21 protein-coding genes are annotated in these 20,212 nt (G+C 65.2%); 8 read left to right on the top strand and 13 right to left on the bottom strand.

Annotation, left to right across the window (positions count from 1 at the left end; genetic code table 11):
* Window positions 1–7 precede the first annotated feature (7 nt).
* Window positions 8–1,660 carry an FAD-dependent monooxygenase gene (locus ACOGW9_RS06645; protein ID WP_419909576.1) on the top strand — a complete coding sequence of 551 codons (1,653 nt, stop codon included), beginning with the start codon at window positions 8–10 and terminating at the stop codon, window positions 1,658–1,660.
* A gap of 10 nt (window positions 1,661–1,670) precedes the next feature.
* Here ACOGW9_RS06645 and ACOGW9_RS06650 read toward each other — a convergent pair whose 3' ends face one another.
* Entirely contained in the window at window positions 1,671–2,039 is a 369-nt protein-coding gene (locus ACOGW9_RS06650; protein WP_419909578.1) for a hypothetical protein, read from the bottom strand.
* Window positions 2,040–2,195: 156 nt separating this feature from the next.
* Between ACOGW9_RS06650 and ACOGW9_RS06655 the strand changes: the two genes are divergently transcribed.
* Window positions 2,196–2,639, top strand: a complete 444-nt coding sequence (locus ACOGW9_RS06655; RefSeq protein WP_419909580.1) for a VOC family protein — start codon at window positions 2,196–2,198, stop codon at window positions 2,637–2,639.
* A gap of 51 nt (window positions 2,640–2,690) precedes the next feature.
* A complete protein-coding gene (locus ACOGW9_RS06660) occupies window positions 2,691–2,876 on the top strand; it encodes a hypothetical protein (RefSeq protein WP_419909582.1) in 186 nt (61 codons plus the stop codon).
* A gap of 44 nt (window positions 2,877–2,920) precedes the next feature.
* Here the strand turns inward: ACOGW9_RS06660 and ACOGW9_RS06665 are convergent, their stop codons facing one another.
* The 3 genes from ACOGW9_RS06665 to ACOGW9_RS06675 all read right to left on the bottom strand — a co-directional run bounded on the left by ACOGW9_RS06665 (window position 2,921) and on the right by ACOGW9_RS06675 (window position 5,343).
* Entirely contained in the window at window positions 2,921–3,547 is a 627-nt protein-coding gene (locus ACOGW9_RS06665; RefSeq protein WP_419909584.1) for an MSMEG_1061 family FMN-dependent PPOX-type flavoprotein, read from the bottom strand.
* 64 nt (window positions 3,548–3,611) lie between these two features.
* The gene (locus tag ACOGW9_RS06670) at window positions 3,612–3,779 is read right to left on the bottom strand and encodes a hypothetical protein (RefSeq protein ID WP_419909586.1); all 168 of its coding nucleotides are present in this window, start codon (window positions 3,777–3,779) and stop codon (window positions 3,612–3,614) included.
* 88 nt (window positions 3,780–3,867) lie between these two features.
* The gene (locus tag ACOGW9_RS06675; protein WP_419909588.1) at window positions 3,868–5,343 is read right to left on the bottom strand and encodes a hypothetical protein; all 1,476 of its coding nucleotides are present in this window, start codon (window positions 5,341–5,343) and stop codon (window positions 3,868–3,870) included.
* Window positions 5,344–5,667: 324 nt separating this feature from the next.
* On the opposite strand from ACOGW9_RS06675, the gene ACOGW9_RS06680 reads away from it, so the two are divergent.
* Both ACOGW9_RS06680 and ACOGW9_RS06685 read left to right on the top strand, forming a co-directional pair.
* Window positions 5,668–6,228, top strand: coding sequence for a DUF1697 domain-containing protein (locus tag ACOGW9_RS06680; RefSeq protein WP_419909589.1), 561 nt, complete (start codon window positions 5,668–5,670; stop codon window positions 6,226–6,228).
* Between the two features lie 55 nt (window positions 6,229–6,283).
* Complete coding sequence (locus ACOGW9_RS06685) at window positions 6,284–7,270, top strand: ABC transporter ATP-binding protein (protein WP_419909591.1); 987 nt, start codon at window positions 6,284–6,286, stop codon at window positions 7,268–7,270.
* Here the strand turns inward: ACOGW9_RS06685 and ACOGW9_RS06690 are convergent.
* From ACOGW9_RS06690 to ACOGW9_RS06700, 3 genes are all read right to left on the bottom strand, one after another.
* Window positions 7,256–7,615, bottom strand: coding sequence for a type II toxin-antitoxin system PemK/MazF family toxin (locus ACOGW9_RS06690; protein ID WP_419909593.1), 360 nt, complete (start codon window positions 7,613–7,615; stop codon window positions 7,256–7,258). The two genes, ACOGW9_RS06685 and ACOGW9_RS06690, sit on opposite strands and share 15 nt — an antisense overlap.
* Window positions 7,612–7,845 (bottom strand): CopG family ribbon-helix-helix protein, encoded by a 234-nt coding sequence (locus ACOGW9_RS06695; protein WP_419909595.1) that lies wholly within the window; start codon window positions 7,843–7,845, stop codon window positions 7,612–7,614. Before ACOGW9_RS06695 ends, ACOGW9_RS06690 begins: the two co-directional genes overlap by 4 nt.
* Before the next feature lie 99 nt (window positions 7,846–7,944).
* The gene (locus ACOGW9_RS06700) at window positions 7,945–8,535 is read right to left on the bottom strand and encodes an ArsR family transcriptional regulator (RefSeq protein WP_419909596.1); all 591 of its coding nucleotides are present in this window, start codon (window positions 8,533–8,535) and stop codon (window positions 7,945–7,947) included.
* A 143-nt stretch (window positions 8,536–8,678) separates the two neighbouring features.
* On the opposite strand from ACOGW9_RS06700, the gene ACOGW9_RS06705 reads away from it, so the two are divergent.
* Both ACOGW9_RS06705 and ACOGW9_RS06710 read left to right on the top strand, forming a co-directional pair.
* On the top strand, window positions 8,679–9,053 hold the full coding sequence (locus ACOGW9_RS06705; protein ID WP_419909598.1) for a helix-turn-helix domain-containing protein: 375 nt from the start codon (window positions 8,679–8,681) through the stop codon (window positions 9,051–9,053).
* A 1-nt stretch (window position 9,054) separates the two neighbouring features.
* Window positions 9,055–9,318, top strand: a complete 264-nt coding sequence (locus ACOGW9_RS06710) for an antitoxin Xre/MbcA/ParS toxin-binding domain-containing protein (RefSeq protein ID WP_419909600.1) — start codon at window positions 9,055–9,057, stop codon at window positions 9,316–9,318.
* A gap of 264 nt (window positions 9,319–9,582) precedes the next feature.
* On the opposite strand, the gene ACOGW9_RS06715 is transcribed toward ACOGW9_RS06710, so the two are convergent.
* Window positions 9,583–10,179 (bottom strand): hypothetical protein, encoded by a 597-nt coding sequence (locus ACOGW9_RS06715; protein WP_419909602.1) that lies wholly within the window; start codon window positions 10,177–10,179, stop codon window positions 9,583–9,585.
* A 237-nt stretch (window positions 10,180–10,416) separates the two neighbouring features.
* On the opposite strand from ACOGW9_RS06715, the gene ACOGW9_RS06720 reads away from it, so the two are divergent.
* Window positions 10,417–11,007: an NYN domain-containing protein gene (locus tag ACOGW9_RS06720; protein ID WP_419909604.1), complete on the top strand. Its 591-nt coding sequence runs from the start codon at window positions 10,417–10,419 to the stop codon at window positions 11,005–11,007.
* A gap of 448 nt (window positions 11,008–11,455) precedes the next feature.
* On the opposite strand, the gene ACOGW9_RS06725 is transcribed toward ACOGW9_RS06720, so the two are convergent.
* The 5 genes from ACOGW9_RS06725 to ACOGW9_RS06745 all read right to left on the bottom strand — a co-directional run bounded on the left by ACOGW9_RS06725 (window position 11,456) and on the right by ACOGW9_RS06745 (window position 20,165).
* Entirely contained in the window at window positions 11,456–12,202 is a 747-nt protein-coding gene (locus ACOGW9_RS06725; protein WP_419909606.1) for a DUF5131 family protein, read from the bottom strand.
* Between the two features lie 612 nt (window positions 12,203–12,814).
* Window positions 12,815–13,690 (bottom strand): SDH family Clp fold serine proteinase, encoded by an 876-nt coding sequence (locus ACOGW9_RS06730; protein WP_419909608.1) that lies wholly within the window; start codon window positions 13,688–13,690, stop codon window positions 12,815–12,817.
* Window positions 13,691–14,035: 345 nt separating this feature from the next.
* Complete coding sequence (locus tag ACOGW9_RS06735; RefSeq protein ID WP_419909610.1) at window positions 14,036–17,455, bottom strand: DEAD/DEAH box helicase family protein; 3,420 nt, start codon at window positions 17,453–17,455, stop codon at window positions 14,036–14,038.
* The gene (locus ACOGW9_RS06740) at window positions 17,452–18,609 is read right to left on the bottom strand and encodes a restriction endonuclease subunit S (protein ID WP_419909612.1); all 1,158 of its coding nucleotides are present in this window, start codon (window positions 18,607–18,609) and stop codon (window positions 17,452–17,454) included. The genes ACOGW9_RS06735 and ACOGW9_RS06740 overlap by 4 nt, the downstream gene beginning before the upstream one ends.
* Window positions 18,606–20,165: a type I restriction-modification system subunit M gene (locus ACOGW9_RS06745; RefSeq protein WP_419909614.1), complete on the bottom strand. Its 1,560-nt coding sequence runs from the start codon at window positions 20,163–20,165 to the stop codon at window positions 18,606–18,608. Before ACOGW9_RS06745 ends, ACOGW9_RS06740 begins: the two co-directional genes overlap by 4 nt.
* Window positions 20,166–20,212: the final 47 nt, after the last annotated feature.

Genomic DNA, 20,212 nt, shown 5'->3' on the forward strand with positions numbered 1-20,212 from the left:
CACTGCCTTGACCGCCGCTGCCGACACCGGTGCGCCCGATACGACGGTGCTGGTCGTGGGTGCGGGGCCGGCTGGGCTGTCGATGGCGATCCTGCTGGCTCGATTCGGGCTCGACGCGATCGTCGTGGAGCGTCGCGGCGGTGTGAACCCCCACCCCCGAGCGCGGTCGGTCAATGTGCGGACTGCGGAGCTGATGCGGCCGTGGGGTGTGCTGGACGAGATCGAGGCCGCGAGCCTGCCGCTGCCGTGGACGGAGCAGTTCGTGTACTGCGAGACGCTGGCGGGCACCGAGATCGGCCGGGTGACGACGGGGGTGCAGCCGGTTGTGGACGGCGTGGAGCTGTCGCCGGCGCCGTGGCTGCTGACCTCGCAGGATCGGATCGAGGAGATCCTGCTGCGCCGCTTGGGAGACATGCCGCAGGTGCAGATCCGCTGGGGCGCCGAGCTGGTCGAGGTGGCCCAAGACCGTGAGCGGGTCACGGCCGAGGTGCGCGGCCCATCGGGCACGCAGCAGCTGACGGCGCGCTGGCTGGTGGGTGCCGACGGGGCCGGGTCGAAGGTGCGGCGCAGTCTCGATATCGAGATGGACGGCATCGCCAGCTTCGGCACCATGATCAACTGCCAGTTCTACGCAGACCTGGGGCCCTGGACCGACCATCGGCCTGCTGCCCTGTACTGGACGACGAACCCGGCCCGAAACGTCTTCCAGAAAATCGACACCGACGACCGGTGGCTGTGCCAGCTCAACTACGACCCGTCGATGCACCGGCCGGAGGACTTCAGCACCGAGGTAGCGACTGAGTGGATCCGGCGGTCGATCGGTCCGGACTTGCCCGCGGACTTCGACCTGCGAGTCACCGATGTGATTCCGTGGGTCATGTCCTCGACGGTGGCTGAGCGATTCCGGGACGGGCGGGTGTTTCTGATCGGCGATGCTGCGCACCAGCTGCCGCCGACGGGCGGCTTCGGCATGAACACGGCGATTCAGGATGCCCACAACCTGGCGTGGAAGTTCGCTGCGGTGGCCGGCGGCGATGCCGGCGAGGGGCTGCTGGACACCTACGAGGCCGAGCGGGCACCCATCGCCCAGTACAACGCTGACCGCTCCCGTGACAACTCGCGCAGCGTGGGACGGATCCGGCGGCTGATCGAGTCGGGCACGGCGACCGTCGAGCAGAAGCGCGAGGCCATCGGGGCTTCGGCGCGCTACGGCAACTGGCTCGGCATGGACCTCGGGCTGCACTACGACGAGGGATGCCTGATTCCCGACGGCAGCGACCCCCCGCAGGTGGACGACCCTGTGTCGGACTACGCGCCGACCGCTCGTCCAGGACATCGGGCGCCCCATGTGCCGATCCGATTCGACGGTGCGACGTCGACCTTGGACTTGTACGACACGCAATTCGTGATGCTGTGCGGCGCTGAGGCTGGGGGTGCCGCAGATGACGCCTCAGTTGCTCATCCGATGCTGCGCGTGCTCTGGCTCGGGGCTGATCTTGCGGATCCCGGGGGCCGGCTCGCTGAGGCTCACGGCATCAGTGCGCACGGCGCTGTGCTCGTGCGGCCCGACGGTCACGTCGCCTGGCGCGACGCGGGTTCTGCAGGCACGTCGAGCATGGCGAACGCGTTGGCCGCGCTCGATGCACTGCTGATGCGATAGCGGGCTCAGCTCACCAGCGGCCGCTGGCCTCGAGGACCCAACCGATGATTGCGGCGAGGGTCATCACGAACAGGACGATCGTGATCAGGCTTGACCGCCGCTTGTACACCGGTGGCCGTCCGCCGTAGCTGGCGACGGGGCGCGCTGAGCCAGGGTCGCCATGCAGCTCGATCTGGTGTCCCTTGGAGATCTCGGTTGCCAGGAACTTGTCGGTGGCGGTGGTCCCCGAACCGCGGCGAGACACGTGCATGGCTTCGCGGGCCATCCCCGTGTGGCTCTGCGGCACTCGCGGTCCCCGCAGTGGCATGCGGACGAGCAGGTAGAAGAAATTGGCGAAGCTGACGAGAGCGTTGCGAATGGCTCGCCAGATGCTCTTCATGGCACGTGCGCTCTCGGTAGGTGCCCGATCCGGGACGACCGGGCGGGAGTCCTCGCTTCGATGCTAGGGCGATCGCTCGGAGCACCGTCCGCTGGCGAGCCCGAATACCCTCGCGGGCAGTGTCCTGCTCGTCGGCAGGCCCCGGGGGGTTGCCAGGTGTTCCGTCTGACGTCGCTCGACCACATCGTGCTGCGAGTCGCCGATGTCGAGCGCAGCATGGCCTTCTACACCTCGGTGCTCGGCTGCACCGTCGAGCACATGAACGATGAGATCGGCCTGTACCAGCTGCGCGCCGGCGATTCCATCATCGACCTCGTCGACGTGGCGGGCGTGCTCGGAAGGGAGGGCGGCCCGCCTCCGGGTCCGACGGCGCACAACGTGGACCACTTCTGCGTTCGGATCGAGCCATTCGACGAAGACGATCTGCGCCGGCACCTGACTGACCACGGTGTCGAGCCCGGCCGCGTGTACAACAACTGGGGTGCCGACGGGCGCGGGCCGTCGATGTATGTGGACGATCCCGACGGCAACACCGTCGAGCTCAAGGGCCCGCCGACTCATCCCTACGACCCGGCTGTCGGCTACATCGCAGCCCCGTAGGGGCAGACATACAGGGACGGAGTGTCCCGCCCCAAGAGTTACTGTTTTCTTGTGTCGGCGTCCTTTCGCTTCTGGACGACCCTGCTCATGCTGGTCGGCGCCATTGTGCCGGTCGCCGTAGCCGCGACGATGATCGCCGATCGCCCTGCACTGGCGCTGGCCATGTTCTTGACCGGCGCGGCAGTGCTCGTCATGGCTCGGTTTGCTTTCCGATGGATGCTCGAAGCCTCAGATTGACGACCCTGGACTAGGGCGCGCCCGCGAAGCAGTGGCCCAGGAGATCAACCCGCGTCAGACCACAGCGTGGCTTCGTAGCCAGCTTCCAGGTCTTGATCGATGGCGCTTGGCTCAGCCTGCAGCTCGTGCTGGGAGGCGAGGATCTCGCCCGCCGTGGGCACGTCGCTATCCGGCCACGTCGACGTGTCCCAGAGGTCGGCGCGTATCAGCGCCTTCCCGCAGTGGAGAAAGCACTCGTCGACATCGACGACCACGGCCGTCTTGGGCACCCGATCCCCCACCGCTGTCGCCGCACAGACGTCGGGATCGGTGGTGAGGGAAGCAGCGCCGTTCACCCGCACGGTGTGGTCGCTGCCTGGTACGAAAAAGATCAAACCGACCTGGGGGTTGTCCAGAAAGTTGGTGTACGAGTCGAGCCGGTTGTTGCCGGCGAGATCGCCGAAAGCCAAGCGTGCACCGTCATCGAGCACCCGGGCGAACCCCGGAGGCCCGCCACGGGGCGACGCGTCGGTCCCGCCCGGGCCATGGGTCGCCAGCACGCACAGCGGCGACATCGCCAGGAATCGAGTCGACTCAGCATCGATCGCCGGCACGTTCTTGTTGGCCACCAGCTTGGACGGCTGCCGGTAGATCTCCCGCAGTGCCGTGGTGTCGCTGACCTGTCCATTCATCGCCCGTCCCTTTGCTTGTCTCATTCGTTCTGCCGCGTGGACCAGTTTGGCGGTCCCCGGACGCTCAGTGCTTCGTCAAAGCCCGCTGCCGCCGCCCGTAGCCGGTTGCGAGGTCGAGGCCTATGCCGATGCCGAGGTGCAGGTCGAGGTCGATGCCATCGCCGTAGGCGGCGTCATCCCCGTGTCCCGACCCTCTGCCCTGCGGGGCCGCTGCACCTCTCGCATGCGGCACATCAGACTCACCTCGGCAAATTCGAGCGTCGCCGCATCGCTAGGCAACTGCGCACGTTCGGCAAGCCGGCGGGCAGGAGATCCACCGCTCAGCAGTTCTGACGGACGTGGTCTCCCGTTGGGGTGCGGGGCTTGCGGGGCGGGGCTGGTGTGACCGACCAGCCTTCGCCGGGGGGTGCCGGCGCCGTCGGCGGGTGCAGCACCAGGTTGTACTCGTGCAGCCGCTGGTGGTGGCTGTGGCACAGCAGCGCCAGATTGTTCAGGCTGGTGGGACCGTCGTCGAGCCAGTGCTGGATGTGGTGGCCGTCGCAGTGGATCGGCGCCCGGTCGCAGCCGGGCCACACGCAGCCTTGGTCGCGGGCGATCAGCGCCCGGCGGATGGCCGGGGGGATGGTGCGCTTGGCGCGACCCACGTCGAGCACCTCGCCAGGGCCGCCCATCACCACCGGTATGACCTGAGTGTCGCAGGCGATCCTGCGCAGATCGGCCGCGCCGAGCACCGTGCCGGTCTCGGCAATCGCCGCGGCGCCCGGCACCGCCAGCAGATCGTTCGCAGGTCTCGACGCCGCGCATGTGCACTCGGGATCGGTTGCGCTGTGCGGAGAACTGCCGCGCAGGTTGTCCAGGGTGGTGAGCACGATCATCTGCGTCGGACTCGGCACCACCCAGCCGTCGTCACCCGAGCCCCCGCCAGCGACAGTTGACCTATCGGGGGCTGCGGGTGTCGCTTCGAGATCACCTGGGGCCGACACAGCATCTCGAGCCGCAGAACCTGCGTGTCCTGCCCAGCTGGGGCTCGAAGCGTCACCGCTAGCGGAGTCCGCGCCCTGCGCTGGTCCCGCGCTGCCGGTGCTCCTGGAACTCGCGTCACGTTCTTCCGCGCAATCAGCGCTCTGCGCGCCGGCGGCGGTGAGCAGCCACACGAGCGCATCGGCGGCGCGCTGGGGGACGCTGCGCCGCTTGGAGTCGGGCAGGTCCTTGTCGCTGCGCCAGTTCCGCTCGATCGCGGCCACCAACAGGCGGTTGACGGCGTCGCCGGTCAGCGCATCGAACTTCGCACGCAAGTGCCACATGCCGTCGTGCGGGTCGACCCACATCGATGCCGACCTCGCGGCGCGCTGGCGAGCCCGCCGCTGCGCGTCGCTCTCGCGCCGCCACGCCGCCTCTGCGGCACGCACGGTCTGCCGTGTCTGATCGGCTGTCTGGCTCCTCGCCTGCTTGCACAGCTCGCGCCGCACGTCGTCGGGTACTTCTGCCGCGGCCACCATCGCGGCTTGATCGGAGTTGATGTCACCGCGCCCCAGCGCTTCCGCAACCGGCGGCTGGGCGTTCACAGCCTGAGCCTCGCGTTCGATCCGACGCGCCAGCGCACCGCTGACCGCGGTGGCATTCACCAGCGTTTCTGCCCCCGATGCCTCCCCGCGGCGCGCATGCAGCCGACGCCGTACCGCTTCGGCAGCCAGCGCGCTGCGTGCCCCTTCAAGCACGTTGATGGCGCGCTGCACCGCCTGCGCGCACCACACCAAGTCCTCATCGCCCACAGACCGAACCGCTGCCGCATCCACCAACGGATCCCCACCAACCAGCGGCCCCACCGCAGCATCGACCGCGCACCGAACTACAGCACCACCGCCGCCATCCACGTCACCGCCACCGTCGCTACCGTCACCACCGCACCGCAGCGCCAACCGCGCACGCATCTCCGCCAGGCAGGCCTTCCCCGCAGGGCGACCGCCCGGACCACGCCGGACGGTCGCTGGTCGGCTTCCCACGGCGGAGGTCATGACGGTCAACGTAGAAGGGGGGTGTGACATGTGTTCGTGGCACCGACTGCCGCCGTCGCCCTACCGTTCGGTCATGGCCGAAGCGACCCGAGTGAGCCGCCTGCCATGACCATCCGATGCGTCGTGCTGCCCAAGGGCATCAACGTGGGCGGGCACAATCGGGTCCCCATGGCCGAGCTGCGCCCCAAGCTGGCCGACGCCGGCTACACCGACCCCGTCACGATTCTCCAGAGCGGCAACATCATCGTCACCGCCGACCAGCCCGACGATGCCCCGGACCCCTCCGCAGTAGCCGGCGCAGTGGCCGCCTCCGTCCAGCAGCTGCTGGCCGACGAATTCGACGTCCACGTGGCCTGCGTGGCCCGCACCGCCGCCGAGATCGAAGCCATCCTCGAGCGCAATCCCCTCCGCCACCTCGCCGATGACGGGTCGCGCTACCTAGTCAACTTCCTGTCGGACGAACCGAGCCCCGAGGCCGTGCGCGAACTCACCGAAGCCGACCACACCCCCGAAGTCCTCCATGTCGAGGGCTCGGAGGCATACGTCTGGGCCCCCGAGGGCATCAAGGCGCTCCGCCTGACATACGCACATCTCGAACGGCACTTCGGCGTGACCGCCACGGCCCGCAACTGGAACACGCTCGAACGCATCGCAGCCAGGCTCTAGCCAGCCAGCCCCGCGCAATGTCGGCCGACCACCTCGGGCGGCCAGAATGTCGGCCGTGACGCTGCTGGAGGTCGAATCGCTGACCAAGCGATACGGCTCGATCACCGCCGTCGACGATCTGTCGTTCTCGGTGGCCCCCGGCGAAACGCTCGGGCTGCTGGGCCCCAACGGCGCCGGCAAGACGACCACGATGGGCTGCATCGTCGGCCTGCTGGAACCCGACGGCGGCCACATCGCCGTCGACGGGCTGGCGCCGAAGTCGAAGACGGTCAGCGCCATGGTCGGGTATGCAGCCCAGCGCACGGCGTTGTACCTGTCGCTGCGCGTGTCAGAGAACCTCGCCTACTTCGACGGCCTGTACGGGCTGCGGGGCCGGGCGCTCTCGGAGGCGGTGGCGAAGATCGTCGACCTGTTCGACCTCGACTCGCTGATCGGCCGCCGGGTGAACGACCTCAGCGTGGGGCAGGCGAAGCTGGTGCACCTGACGTCGACCGTGATACATGAGCCCACGCTGCTGCTGGTCGATGAGCCGACCGCAGGCCTCGACGTGTCGGCGCGACGGCGGGTGATCGACGCCATCCGACGGCTCGCGGCCGGCGGCACTGCGGTCATCTTCAGCACCCACTACCTCGAGGAAGCCGACGAGGCGTGTGACTCGCTGGTGATCATCGACCACGGCCGGCGGGTCGCGGCCGGTCCGCTCGACGACCTGCTCGCTGCCGACCCCGACCCGGCGACGATCATCCGGCTCGGCGATGTACGTCGCCATGGCGATCGCAGGCGCCGGCGGGGCCATCGCCAAGATCGCAGCGCTGCCGGGCTGGGTGCAGGCCATCGCCCCGGCCAGCCCTGTGTACTGGGTGATCGACGCCTACCGCAGCGTGCTCAACGGCGAGCAGGGATTCGGCCGCGCCATCGCCATGCTGGTCGGGTTCGCAGCGCTGTTCACCGCCATCACCCTGTGGCAATTCCGAGCCCACAAGCCGAAAGAGGGCCTCGCCGGGTGACCGATTCCGCCTCAGCAGCCTCAGCGGCGCAGTGAGCTGGACAGGCCGAGCGCCAGTCGGAGACCGTCGTCGATGCGTTCCATCGTGGCCGGGCCGGCGGCGCCGACCGCTTCGGACAGTTCCGCCTTGTCGATAGTGACCACTTGGGACACGTTCGCCACCGAGTCGTGGGGCAGGCCCGCTTCGGCGGCGGGCAGGCTCACGTTGCCGGGCGCGTCGAGCAGCTGCAGATTGCTTGTCACCACTACCCCGACAACCGTCGCTATGCGGCTGCGGTTGAAGCTGTCATCGGAGACCACCACCAGCGGGTGCCGATAGCCCGGTTCCGAACCGGCCGGCTCGCCGAAGTCCACCCAGCAGACATCGCCCCGCTGAATCACCGGCGGCCTGACAGCGCCCGAGCCTGCGCCTCACGAAGGCCGGCCCCGAGATCGGAGCGCTCGGCCTCGTACACGGCATTGAGCTTGGCCGTGACCTCCTGCCGCTCCGCCTCGGCCAGCAGACGCCGCAGCGCCTCCGCATACAGGCTTGAGCGCGAGCAGCGCTCACGCGCCGCCAATTCCTCCCCTGCCCGAAACACATCGTCCGGAATCGAAACGGCGATCTTCATGCCCGCAGTATAACCAAGTCATACCACCGCTCATCTCGCGGGCGAAGGCTGCTGTCGACGGGTCGAAGCAGATCGGCGCAGCAGACGCCCTGGGGCCCTTCAACCCTGACCAAGGTTGATCGGCACTAGGGGCCGGCTGACGACGGTCGCGTGGAATCTGCCCGTGCCCTCCGCGATCCAGTCGGCCGGGCGAATGGCGTCCTGCACCGGACGACCGAGTCGTTTCTCGGCGACGGAGAGCGCTGCGTAGAGCCGGTCGCGGTCGGGCGCGCCAAGCACGAGGACATCTATATCGGCGACGGGACGATCGGCTCCCTCTCCAGCCCAGCGGGCTGCCCATGAGCCAAAGATGTGCGCGGCTTCAACGCCGTCGACGTCGTCAAGAACCTCAGCGAGCACTTGCGGCGGGCCGAACGCCTTGACCAGCACGTCGGCGAGTCCCCGGTAGTAGGGACTGTCGGTGTCGGCTCGCACGAGCCGGACATTGCCGATTCTGCGGCTCGTGACGATGCCGGCGGCTTCGGCTCGCTCGATCTCACGGTGCACGGAGCTGATCGGAACACCCGCCATGGCTGCGATGTCCGTGACGCTGGCTTCGAGCTCGGGATCGCCCAGCAGCAGAGCAAGAATCTCGCCCTGCTGGCGCGACCGCAACAGCGGCAGCAACTTCGGCGCCTCAGTCTTTCCCATATCTAGAGAAGTTTATTCCATGACACAGAATCGCAAGCGCTTGTCGACTGATGGTTCAGGTCTCAATCACAGGCGAACTCACGGCCGCAGGCCTACTAGCTTGTCTAGTGCAATAGACACGTGGGCGGCAACGGAGTAGGGCGATGAGCAGTTACACGGTGACCTACCGGCGAGATCCGGGCGACGATGCTTGGATTGTGGACATCGAGGCCATGGCCGACGTCCACACCTTCGGCCGGAACCTCGATGAAGCGGCGACAAACGCCCGCGAGGCCATCGCCGTCACGGTCGACATCCCAGAGTCCGCCGTGGAGCTCGACGAGCGCATCGAAGTTGCCGACGTCGATGTCGGCGAACTCGCACGCTTGCGCGACCAGGCGCTGGAGGCGCACGAGCTCTACTTGGCTCGCCAGCGGGCCGCCGCGTTGCGTCTCACCGAGGCCGGCGTCTCACGGCGGGATGCGGCCCGGCTCCTCGGCGTGTCACACCAGCGGGTCCAGCAACTCGTCGCCGGCTGACGTGAGTGGCACGAACCCCCGCGGCGTCGCTCGCCGGCGGACGCAGCCGACAGCTCCCCACCCTGAGACCGAGGAGCAGCCGCAGGAGCTGCAAGCGGCTATTGATCTCGCCCGCACGGTCATCAGCGACGACGCCGTCAGGCCGTGGCTGCAGTCTCCCAACCCGAACCTCGGCGACCGAACACCGCTGGACGTCATCGCCTCCGGCGAGCACCAACGCGTCGTCGATTTGCTGCATGCGCTGGCGGAGGGCGTCACGTCCTGACCAAACGCTAAACAGCCCCGACCGAAGTCGGGGCCGTCGGACCGGGGTTACGAGCCCCGGTGGGGTGCGCTCATAGTACCGGTCGCATCGGTCGCTGGAACAACTGCCGCACGTCGCCTGATGCGCAACTACGGCCGCCCGAAGGCGGCCGTAGGACGTGGCGTTCGGCCTCGGGCCTAAGCGCCGTTGAAGAAGTACACGGGCACTATACGGCCCGATCCGAGCCCCAGCCAAATCGGTTCGAGTCGCTGCCTGAGCAGGCCTTCACAAGCCGAGCCGACGTTCGATGGCCTGCCAGCGTGTGCGGGCTGCCACGTGATGCTCGTCGTCGATCTGCTCGCAGACCGCACGCGGCCGGACGGCTTCGGACTCAACCAGGCCTACGACAGCAGCCTCGACATCGTCCCAGCTGACCTCGACGTATCGAGTGCCGTCGCGCATCAGCTCGATCACCGCGACTTCAAGCGGCTCCAGCTCCCGGAACCGACGCTCGACAGACCTCGCCGCAAACACCACTCCTCGGGGAGGCCGATGAGCACGGCCGGCGACCGCCACCGCCTCCACAGAGGGAACCTGCGTCGTCAAGCCCAGTGCTGTTGCAGCCGAGAAGCCAGCTGGGCCGGCCCCGGCGCCCGCCACTGCCATCCCGACCGCGAGCGGCGCCGGAGGCACCATCCCAGCCCGTGTCTGGGGCCCCTTCCAGTACAGGCCCTTGTGGGCGCGCATCAGCTCATTCCGGCCTGCCAGCCGCGCCAGCTCGCAATCGACTGCGTGACCTGGTGTCGGCAGATCGCTTCGCGACAGAAACGACCGCACCGGCAGGCGCTCGACATGCTCACGGACCGTCTCAGCAACGCTCATGAGAAGAAATCGTATTGATAATTTCTCAAAGCTGCTAAGCGAATTTGTCGGCATCGATTCGGGTTTCCGCTCCGCCCTGAAGCACCCCCGCCAGCGATGCGACACACCGAACAGTGACATGCATGTCCAATCGAACCGCACAGGGGTTCAGTCGACCGACCCGCTACGCTGCGGGCATCTGCTCCCCGCCCGCTGGGCTGCAACTTCGGTTCAGCCCCCGGGCGGGTGTTTCTTGTCATGCGAGCACTCGTACAGATTGACGGTCAAAACCTGCTGCACTTGGCCCGCGTCGCGTGGGCGCCAACACCGCGCCGTCGTAGCTCGCCGTACGAATGGCCGAGCTACGACGTGGTGAAGCTCGCGCAGGCTCTCGTTGACGCTCGCACTGGACGCGAGCTCGTGGAGGTGCGCTTCTACACAGGCGTGCCCGAGCGAGCGGCCAACAGGTTCTGGCACGACTTTTGGACCAACAAGCTTCGCCACTTGGCGAATCAGGGCGTTCACGTTTACCGGGGCCGAGTCAGCGCAGGGCGCCAAGAGAAGGGAGTTGATGTCAGCCTCGCCGTAGATCTTGTGCAGGCAACCCACGAGCAGCGTTACGACGTCTCCATCATTGTCAGCCAGGACACCGATTTCGGCCCGGCAGTTCGGCTGGCCAAGACGGTTGCTCAAGCGCAGAGTCGGCAACTCGTCTTTGAATCTGCGTTTCCCTCCAGCCGCCGCGTGCGATCGTCGAGGGGCGTTCCAGGCACCACATGGCTGCCTATCGACAAGGCGATGTACGACGCTTGCCGCGACCTCCGCGACTATCGAGCGCAACGGCACTGACGCGTTAGGGCAAGGCACGCCATATCGGAGCCCCTCGAACGATGACCAACATCCATCACGACCCGACGACGTTCGCTGCCTGAACGCTAAACAGCCCCGACCGAAGCCGGGGCCGTTGGACCGGGGTTACGCGCCCCGGTGGGGTGTGGACACGGTCTCGAAAAAACGGCTTCAGCCGACGCTCGCATGCTGCCTACGGTCAGCTCAGAACCGCTGATCGCTCGGTGAGGGCGTGGCCGAGGTCTCCTCGAAAAAGCATTCGGGGGGCGCCGCCGCAGTTGGCGTCGCCCCCAAGTTCTGCCCCAAGCAGCTTCAACGAGAGGCCGACGAGGGGCTTACAACACCCACAGTATTGGCACTCCTGCGACGCAGGCAACGCAATTCTGAATCTGCCCATTTCAGCGGATGCCCGGTCGGCGCCGACACTCCAGTCGGAAGCGCCGCTGGCCTAGCCGGCCGCCCCCACCGGCAGCTCGTCCCACAGCTTGCCCTCGAGTTCGCGGCCGCCAGCCTTGGGCGTGCGGCCTCCCCACTGCTTGAAGAAGAACGCCACGCCGGCCGAGATGCAGGCGTCGCGCAGCTCGGTGACCCAGCCCAGCTCCATGGGCCGGGCGCCGGCACCGGACTCGCCGCCGGCGATCACCCAATCGATGCCCGCAAGATCGAGCTCGCCGAGCGGGCCGAGCAGCGGCTCGGCGCTGACGAACCTCACCGCTGCGGGAACCTGGCGCAGGTGGTCGATGCGGAACCCGTACCGGCGAGTCTCGACGCTCACGCCCATCGGTAGGTTCGACGGCCAGTCGAGCTCAGGTGCGATCCGGCTCAGCCGCTGCGCTCGCTTGGTGAGCACCTGGTAGGTGTGCTGGGGCGTCTCGCGGATCACCTCGAAGACCTGCGCGATGAACCCCTGCGGCACATCGTCGTGAAAGAGATCGCTCATCGAGTCCACGAACACGAGGCGGGGTGCGCTCCAGCGTCGAGGCACATCGAGCGATGACCGATGCAAGGTGAGCCCGAAGCCCGGCCCGCTCGTCGACGGGTCGCCGTCGTTCTGGTACTTCGGCGACCCCATCGCCTTGAGCCGCTTGGCCAGCGTCTGCGCATAGCAGCGGTCGCAGCCCGGCGACACCCGATCGCAGCCCGTGGTCGGGTTCCACGTCGCCTCGGTCCACTCGATCCCCGACCTGTCAGCCACGCTCCAACCGTAGAGACGGGGTGTCACAGTCATGACGTTGGATTCGGTTTGCTGCCGCGACCCCGCGCAGGGCGCGACACGCTAGCGGCCCTGAACGGGCTCCAGTAGCACTCGAAACTCGGAACCGTTCTCAGCCAGCATCAACGCGAGCAGCATCATCTGATCGACCAAGGAGTACTTCCACCGCGCTGTCCTTGTTCCTGATGCACTAGGAGTGGCACGCCTGAAGGTGGTCCACCTTGTGCAGCCAAATCTCGCACCGAGTGCCTTACTCCACGTTGCCGACCTAGTTGGTGTCGGAATAAGTGGGGCTATTCGCGGCGATGTACTCCAAGTAGTGGACTATTGCAGCAGGCTACTCACGCTTGTGTTGGCGACTATCATCCGCTACTCGTTCTCGTGGTCGAGATGTATTGAAGTCAGTATCGGACGGTCAAATGCGGAACCCCCGAGAGCCGGTCCCAGTCGGTATCCACCCAGTTCAATTCCCGCATCCGCGAGTTGTCTTGCTGCTTGGTCGCAGCGTTCCATAGCCTTCTTATCCACATTGCGATTGGCATCTAGGGTTTCTTCAGGATGTTGCCGTTCCATTGTTCCTATCCTATTCTAGTGCTAAAAGAAATTGATGGCATGCACGAAAGAATCGCTGCCGTTTCCTACCATATGGTCACGAATAAACCAGAAATAGTTCCACACAGCTTGCTTCAAATCCGGTTGCTCATTGAGGTCATCAATCTTGAGGTGAAGCTCATCCCGTAGCGTATTCATGTCAATTCCGCGACCGTGTGTCAACCAGCGCGTTTGATCACTCAGCTTTCGCGCAATGTCACTGGCCCGATCTTCTTTCATCTCCTTCGTAACGGGTATGCCTCTAGTCTCGGTCGTCGTCCAATCTTTGAATTTGTAGCTAGTAAGCCACTGCTTCAAGAGTTCGATCGACAGATCGCGTGCCAGCTGAAATTGATGGAGCTCTGCTAAGTCGAGCTTCTGTAGCAGTACGAGTTCAGCAGTGGAAAGTGAGCCGTTCTCGCTCTTTTCGATTAAGTGCTCATATTGCGCGAGATACGAGAGCGCCGGTACCAAGCGATCATCAAGTACAAGTTGTGGATCGATTGGCCCCAGGCATGAATGGTAGTCCATCAGGATATGGTCACCTGACATGACTAGTACTGTGCCAGCAGACATCGCTCTATCCGGAACGATGAATTGGACTTCTCTGTAGTGTTCCCTAAAGACTCGCACAATCCGTTCAACGACCTCCACAACGCCGCCGGGAGTATCAACAATTACAAAAAGATTGTCTCTGCGATCGTGTCTGGCCTCGATAGCAATCTTAGCACGATGCTCGACCCCATGTTGCATGGGCGAAATAATCGTTAGGCCATCCGCATCTAACATATCTTCGATTGCTATCAAACGGTTTGTGGCCCATTCTCGGGCGCTGTCCTGTGTCGTCGGGGGCAGCGGGACAGTTGGCGTCGTCGTCATTCTCCAAACTCCTGCTCCACTACGCGCACCTCAATCAGCGATCGTCGAGATTCGGAAAGATACTGGAAGTGAACCTATCCCGGTTCCTTGTCGGTCCGGGGTAGCGGATGCTCGCGCGTCGGGCTTCCTCTCGGCGGAGGTTGCCAAGACTTGGGCACCCATCCTGTCCCGATCGTGCGATGCTCACGGACGATTGCTCTACCTAGCTAACGACAAGAGGGAACATGGCCCTTCGGTGCTAGGGATACCGGCCCGCGATCTTGAGCACACGTGCGAGCGTAGCGAAGATCCGTCGACATCGAGCAGTTCGACACAGCATGCAGGTGAGGCCACGTCGCTGCACTGTCAGACGGAGGCGGTGTTGTGGAAGTGCTTGACGATCTCGAAGAACTCGTCGGCGTCGCTTGAGCCGTAGAGCAGTTCGGGGCCTTGGGGGGCGACGCTGGTGAAGGGCGAGTCGTAGACACGTCGCTCATCGATGGTGCCGTTGACGGCGAGGTACTCGATCACCATTTCGACAAAGCGGATCTGGTTGGCGCTGTAGCGCTTGTCGTCGAGGAACTTGGAGAACGCTCGCATCGCTGCGGCCCGGTCCAGCCCGACCAAGGAGCGAATGAACAGCCCAAAGCTGCCGGCGCGCTTCGACGCCTCGGCGAAGGTGTCGGTGTCGCCGATGCCGGCCCCAACCAACACCCGCTGCAAGGCCTCCATGTCCACGAGCGTCAATGTCTCGCCGCTGCGCACCTTGGCCACCACGTCTTCGGCCAGGTTCTCCTTCAAGAAATGCTTGGCCTTCAGTTGGAACCGGTCGAACTCGTTGCTGACGGCCGCTCCCCCGGCACCCGGCAGCACGACCTCTTCCGCATCGCCGAGCTCGTCGGTGAAGTCGCTGTAGAGCACGTTCTTCTTCGTGCGCTCGATCAGGTGGACGAGGCCCCGGAGATGCTTGCGAGCGTCTTCGAGCATGGGATAGGTGGCATCCACCCACCACTCATCGGTCTGGATGGCAGTGATCAACTCCAGCTGCTTGACCACATCAGGAATCGTCGTGCCCAAGTCCTCCAGGGCCGACGCCACACCGATGATGCGTCTGCGCTGCCGCTCGAACGACTCCCGCCGCAGCAGGCTCAACTCCGCGTTCAACATCACAACGTCAAAGCGCTTGGCGTCCTCATCGTCGGCGCGTAGCTGATCGGGCAGCCTGGCGACCCGGTCATTCAGCGCCGCGAGGTCCGTCACCGAGACCGCCTCCCACGCAGCCAGCTTGCTGAACCGCTCCACCAACTCCAAGTGAGGCCGCACCAAGAAGTTGTTCGGGTTCATCGATGCGACCGCCGTATGCAGCGTCGCCGCAACCTCAGCCCGTTCATCGCCGTACGCCTCGATGGAGCCCAGCGCCTGCAGCAGCTCCAGCCGCGTGCTGAACAGCATCTCGCCGAGCGATTTCACGCCCGTCGTGTCCGCCGGCACCAGCTCCTGGCTGAAGTACTCCAGGTTCTGGCAGAAGTCGAACACCTTGAACTCGGTCTTGTCGTCACCAGGCCCGAACAGGTCCGCACATAGCCGAGTGCCCCGCCCCAGCATCTGCCAGAACTTTGTCTTCGACCGCACCAGCTTGAAGTACACGAGGTTGGCCACCTCGGGCACGTCGATGCCGGTGTCCAGCATGTCCACGCTGATCGCAATGTGTGGCGGCTTGGCCTTGTTGGAGAAGTCGTCGATCAGGCTCTGGCCGTACTTGACCTGATGGGTGATGACCCGGGCGAAGCCGCCGGCATCGAGCGACGGGTAGTTGGCGTCGAAGCGTTCCTTGATGAAGTCGGCGTGGCGCTGGTTCTTGGCGAAGATGATCGTCTTGCCCAGCCGGTCGCCGCCGGCCACCTTGATGCCGTCGGTCATCAGGTACTTCAGCACCTGGTCGACGGTGTCCTTGTTGAACAGCCACTTGTTGAGCTCAGCAGCGTCGACCTCCTCGGGCGGGTCGAGCGGGTTGCCCTCGTCGTCCTCGCCCCAGTCGAGCTCGTCCCAGTCGTCCTTCTCGTCCTCGCTCAGGTCGTCGTACTTGATGCCCTCGCGCACGAACTTCAACGGCACCGACACACCCCGCGGCGGCACCAGGTAGCCGTCCTTGATGGCGTCGTCCAGCGAGTACGCGTCGGTGGGCACGCCGGTCTCGAGGTCGAACAGGTCGTAGGTGTTCTTGTCCACCTCGTCCTTGGGAGTCGCCGTCAGGCCCACCAGCAGCGAGTCGAAGTAGTCGAAGATGCCCCGGTACTTGCGGTACACCGACCGGTGCGCTTCGTCGATCACCACCAGGTCGAAGTGCCCCACGCCGAACCGGCGGGTCCCGTCGGGCCGGTACTCGTCGATCTTGCCGACCATCGTCTGATAGGTCGACACGTACACCCGGCCGTCCTCGTTGCCTTCGGTCACCAGGTTCACCGGCGCCGAATCGGGCAGATGCGTCTTGAACGCGTTCACCGCTTGGTTCACCAGCGCAGTGCGATCGGCGAGGAACAGCACCCGCTTGACCCACTGGGCGCGCATCAGCAGGTCCACCAGCGCGATCACGGTACGTGTCTTGCCGGCACCGGTGGCCATCACCAGCAATGCCTTGCGCTGTTTGTCGTTGTCGAAGTGCTCGGCGATGGCCCGGATGGCCCGCTCCTGATAGTGACGGTTGACGATCTGCTCGCCGACATCTAGCGATGCCAGCGCCTTGCGCGACGTGCGCCGCTGGATGAGCAGTTCCAGTTCGTCTCGGGTGCAGAACCCCTGCACCGGTCGCGACGGGTACTGGGTGTCGTCCCACAGCCAGTGCTCGTAGCCGTTGCTGACGTAGATGAGGGGCCGCTGCCCGAAGGCCTCCTCCAAGCAGTCGGCGTAGAGCTTGGCCTGCTGCTCGCCGACCTTCGGATCCACGAGCGCCTTCTTGGCCTCCACCACTGCGAGCGGCCGCCCGTCGGGCCCCCACAGCACGTAGTCGACGTAGCCGACGCCCGACCCCGACGGCATCCGGTGCACTTCGTACTCAGTGTCGCGGCCTTCGATTAGGTCGGTCCAACCGGCTTCCGCCAGCAGCGCATCGATCTTGTACTTGCGCGTCTCGGCTTCGGACCAGTCGTACGCCTCCGGCGGGACCGTCTCGGCCGCCTGCTGCTTCGCCGCGGCAACCTCTGCTCGCAGCTTCGCCAGTTCGGCGCTCAGCTCATCGGCAGTTCGGGTCGATTCGGCCAATCGCAGCTGAGCGGAAGCAAGCTCCGCTGTCTCCCGCTCCAGCCGTTCCTCAAGCTCCTGGCGCTCGCGCAGCGACGCTCGCTCGGCCTTGCCCGGGTCGAGCAGCTTGTGCGGATTGAACCGCAACACCGGGTCGGGCTTTGCCGAGCGCCCGTAGTTCAAGGCGAACCAGAAGCAGAACTGAAACAGCGCCGAGACGATCTCGACCGCCTCCAGCTTCGACGGTGCCTTCGACTCGTGGACAGCACGATTCCCGGCTAGCTGGATCTTCCGCGCCACGTTGAAGACCCGGCCGCCTTCCAGCGCCTTGAACGCCGCTTCGTTCAGCCGCGCTCCGAGCGTGTCGTCGTACGGCTCGGGCAGCGACCGGTCGTGCTGGTACGCCCACTTGACAGCAGATTCGAGACACTTGCGCGCATAGATGACCGCGGCGCCCGGGTCCGACAACGCATACCCCTCGGCCCGCGCCGCCGATCTGAACTCCGGCTCGAACTCAGCTTCGAGGAACGAGAACTGCGACTCGCTCACAGCTCACCCCGAAACGCCCGCTGTTGCAGCGACGCGAACAGGGTGCCATTGGCGTCAAGCGACTTGGACGAGCACCTTCGCATAGTGCGGACTTGCTCAGCGACATCGACAAACGTGTCCTGTTCATTGAGCGGAGGGACTAGCACCTCCACGGCCGCCAGCGCAGTCTTGCTGACCATGCCCTTCATCGAGTCCGTCGACGCACGCTGTACCAAGCGTTGGGCAGTCTTGAGCTGGTGAAACAAGAAAAGCGCGCGAAGTTCCGGACCAGGCACGACGGCGTTGATCTGCTGATTGAAGGCCGCCCTTCTATCCAATAGGCCAACACGACCGATGCTGCTTGGACTTCCTGCGATGCACACGACGAGGGTCGAGCCGGCAGGGGCTTCCCGGCCCTTTGCTCGGCCGGATTCGGACAGATGCTCAGCGGCACGTTCAATTTCACCCGACGGTCTGATGTTGTCCGTCTTGAGCCACTCGATGTGATCACCAAAATAAGCCGGATTTGAACGGGATGGCGTGTTCCCAGTGACCACGCTCGCCAACGAGCCAATCGGGGCACGAGCAACTGCGTCGCTGGTCAACGGGTCGCCGAACATGTCATGGAAGATGGCTTCAATCAGTTCGTCGAGCTTCGCAACCGCCCGTCGGCGCTTCGCACGGAGCGCCTCGGCAGCATCCAGCACGGACGCAATCCGTCGCTGCTCTCCAAGGCGCGGCAGCGGAACGAGGAGCTTCTTCAGCTTCGACGCGTTGACACCCTTCTGAACCCCGCCATCTGACGCGCTCGCGATCTGTCGCCAGTAGCCCGGGGATCGAAAGAAGTGACTTACGTAACCGGCGTCGGCAACCTCAGGCTGCACCCGCAGTCGAATCAAGTACGACGCAAAAACGGCGCCTTCCGGACAATCGCGAATCAGCAGGCTGTTGCCCGTTGACCCAGTTCGGGCAAAGACGATGTCCCCGACTTCGAGCTGGCGGTCCTGCACGCCCTTCGTCGCACTGGCGCAATGGGGCACCGTCGACCAATTGACGCTGGTGCCGTGGATGTCAGTGATGCGGAGCATTTTCGGACCGATCGGGTCCCTTGATGCGGACGCAGTGACGCCGTAGTCGACCCGAGCAGCAAACTCACTAACGGGGACGGCCTTCATCCAAGAACTGTCCTGAGTTCGTGGAGACCCGATTGGATCTCGGCCTCCAGCGACAGCAGTTCATCGATGATCAAGACCGGCGAATCGTGCGGCACCTCATCGAAGACGACCTCCTTGTACCGGTTGATGCTCAGGTCGTAGTTGTTGGCAACGATGTCAGCCCTCGCCACGCAGAACGATTGCTCGGTCGGCTCCCGCTTGGTTTCCGAACCGTCGCGCTGGTGCCAGCGGGCAAGCACGTCGGGCAGGTTGTTCTTCTCGTGTTCTTGCTCGCTCAACCGCCAGTCGCCAAGAACACCAAGCCAATCCTCGTCGAGTAGCGGCGTGCGCTTGTCGTCGAGGCTGTAGCCGTCGGCTCGGAGGTCGTAGAACCAGACGAGATCGGTGCCTCCGGAGTTCGTCTTGGTGAACAGCAGGATCGCCGTGGACACTCCGGCGTACGGCTTGAACACACCGGCGGGCAGCGAGACGATGCCGTCGAGCTTCTGATCCTCGACAAGGATCCGACGAAGTTCCTTGTGCGCCTTGGTCGAGCCGAACAGCACCCCATCGGGGACAATCACCGCTGCCCGACCCCCTGGCTTGAGGAGCCGCAGGAACAGCGAGAGGAACAGCAGCTCGGTCTTCTTCGTCCTGGCTACCTGCAGGAGGTCCTTGGCCGTGCCCTCGTAGTCCAGCGATCCGGCGAACGGCGGATTGGCAAGGATCAGGCTGTAGGCCTCGGCGTCGCCGGCGTGGTCCTCGGCGAGCGAATCCCGGTAGCTGATGTTCGGGTTCTGCACTCCATGGAGCTGCATGTTCATCGAGCCGATGCGCAGCATCGTGTTGTCGAAGTCGTAGCCCGAGAACATCCCGTTGTGGAAGTGCTGCTGCTGGCGGTCGTCGGTGAGGGCACCTGGATGCTCGCGACGGATGTACTCACCGGCACCGACCAAGAACCCGCAAGTACCGCTGGCAGGGTCGCAGATCACGTCATCGGGCTGGGGCGCCATCATCTCGACCATGAGCTCGATGATGTGCCGAGGCGTGCGGAACTGGCCGTTCTGTCCGGCCGTAGCGATCTTCGAGAGCATGTACTCGTAGACATCGCCCTTGGTGTCGCGGTCCGCCATCTCGACGGCATCGAGCCCGTCCACCGCTTTCAGCAGCAGGGCCGCTGTGGGGATCGTGAGCCGGGCATCACGCATGTGCTTGGCGTGGCTGCTCTCGCCGGCCCGCTGCTGCAGGAACGGAAACACGTAGTTCTCGACGATGTCGAACATCTCGGCGGCTGGGCGATTCTTGAACCGCGACCAGCGCAGGTCGCCGTACGGCCGGCCCTCGGCGCGCCCCTCGGGCCGGAATTCCCGCCCGTCGGGGAAGATGTCGTCCTCGGCCGGAATCGGCTCGTGCGTGCGGTTCGCCTTGTTCTCCGCCAGCGTCTGCTGTTCGTCGAGCGCCTTCACGAACAGCAGGTAGGTGAGCTGCTCCATCACCTCCAGCGGGTTCGAGATGCCCCCCGACCAGAAGTCGTTCCACACCGCGTCGATCTGCCGCTTCAGCTCACCCGTGACCATGGCCGCCCATTGTGCTCTGGGAAAGCGGCCATCGCCTGACGCCCAAC

Origin of the sequence: Candidatus Poriferisodalis sp. (genome assembly GCF_965203655.1) — a bacterium.
Lineage (GTDB): Bacteria > Actinomycetota > Acidimicrobiia > Acidimicrobiales > Poriferisodalaceae > Poriferisodalis.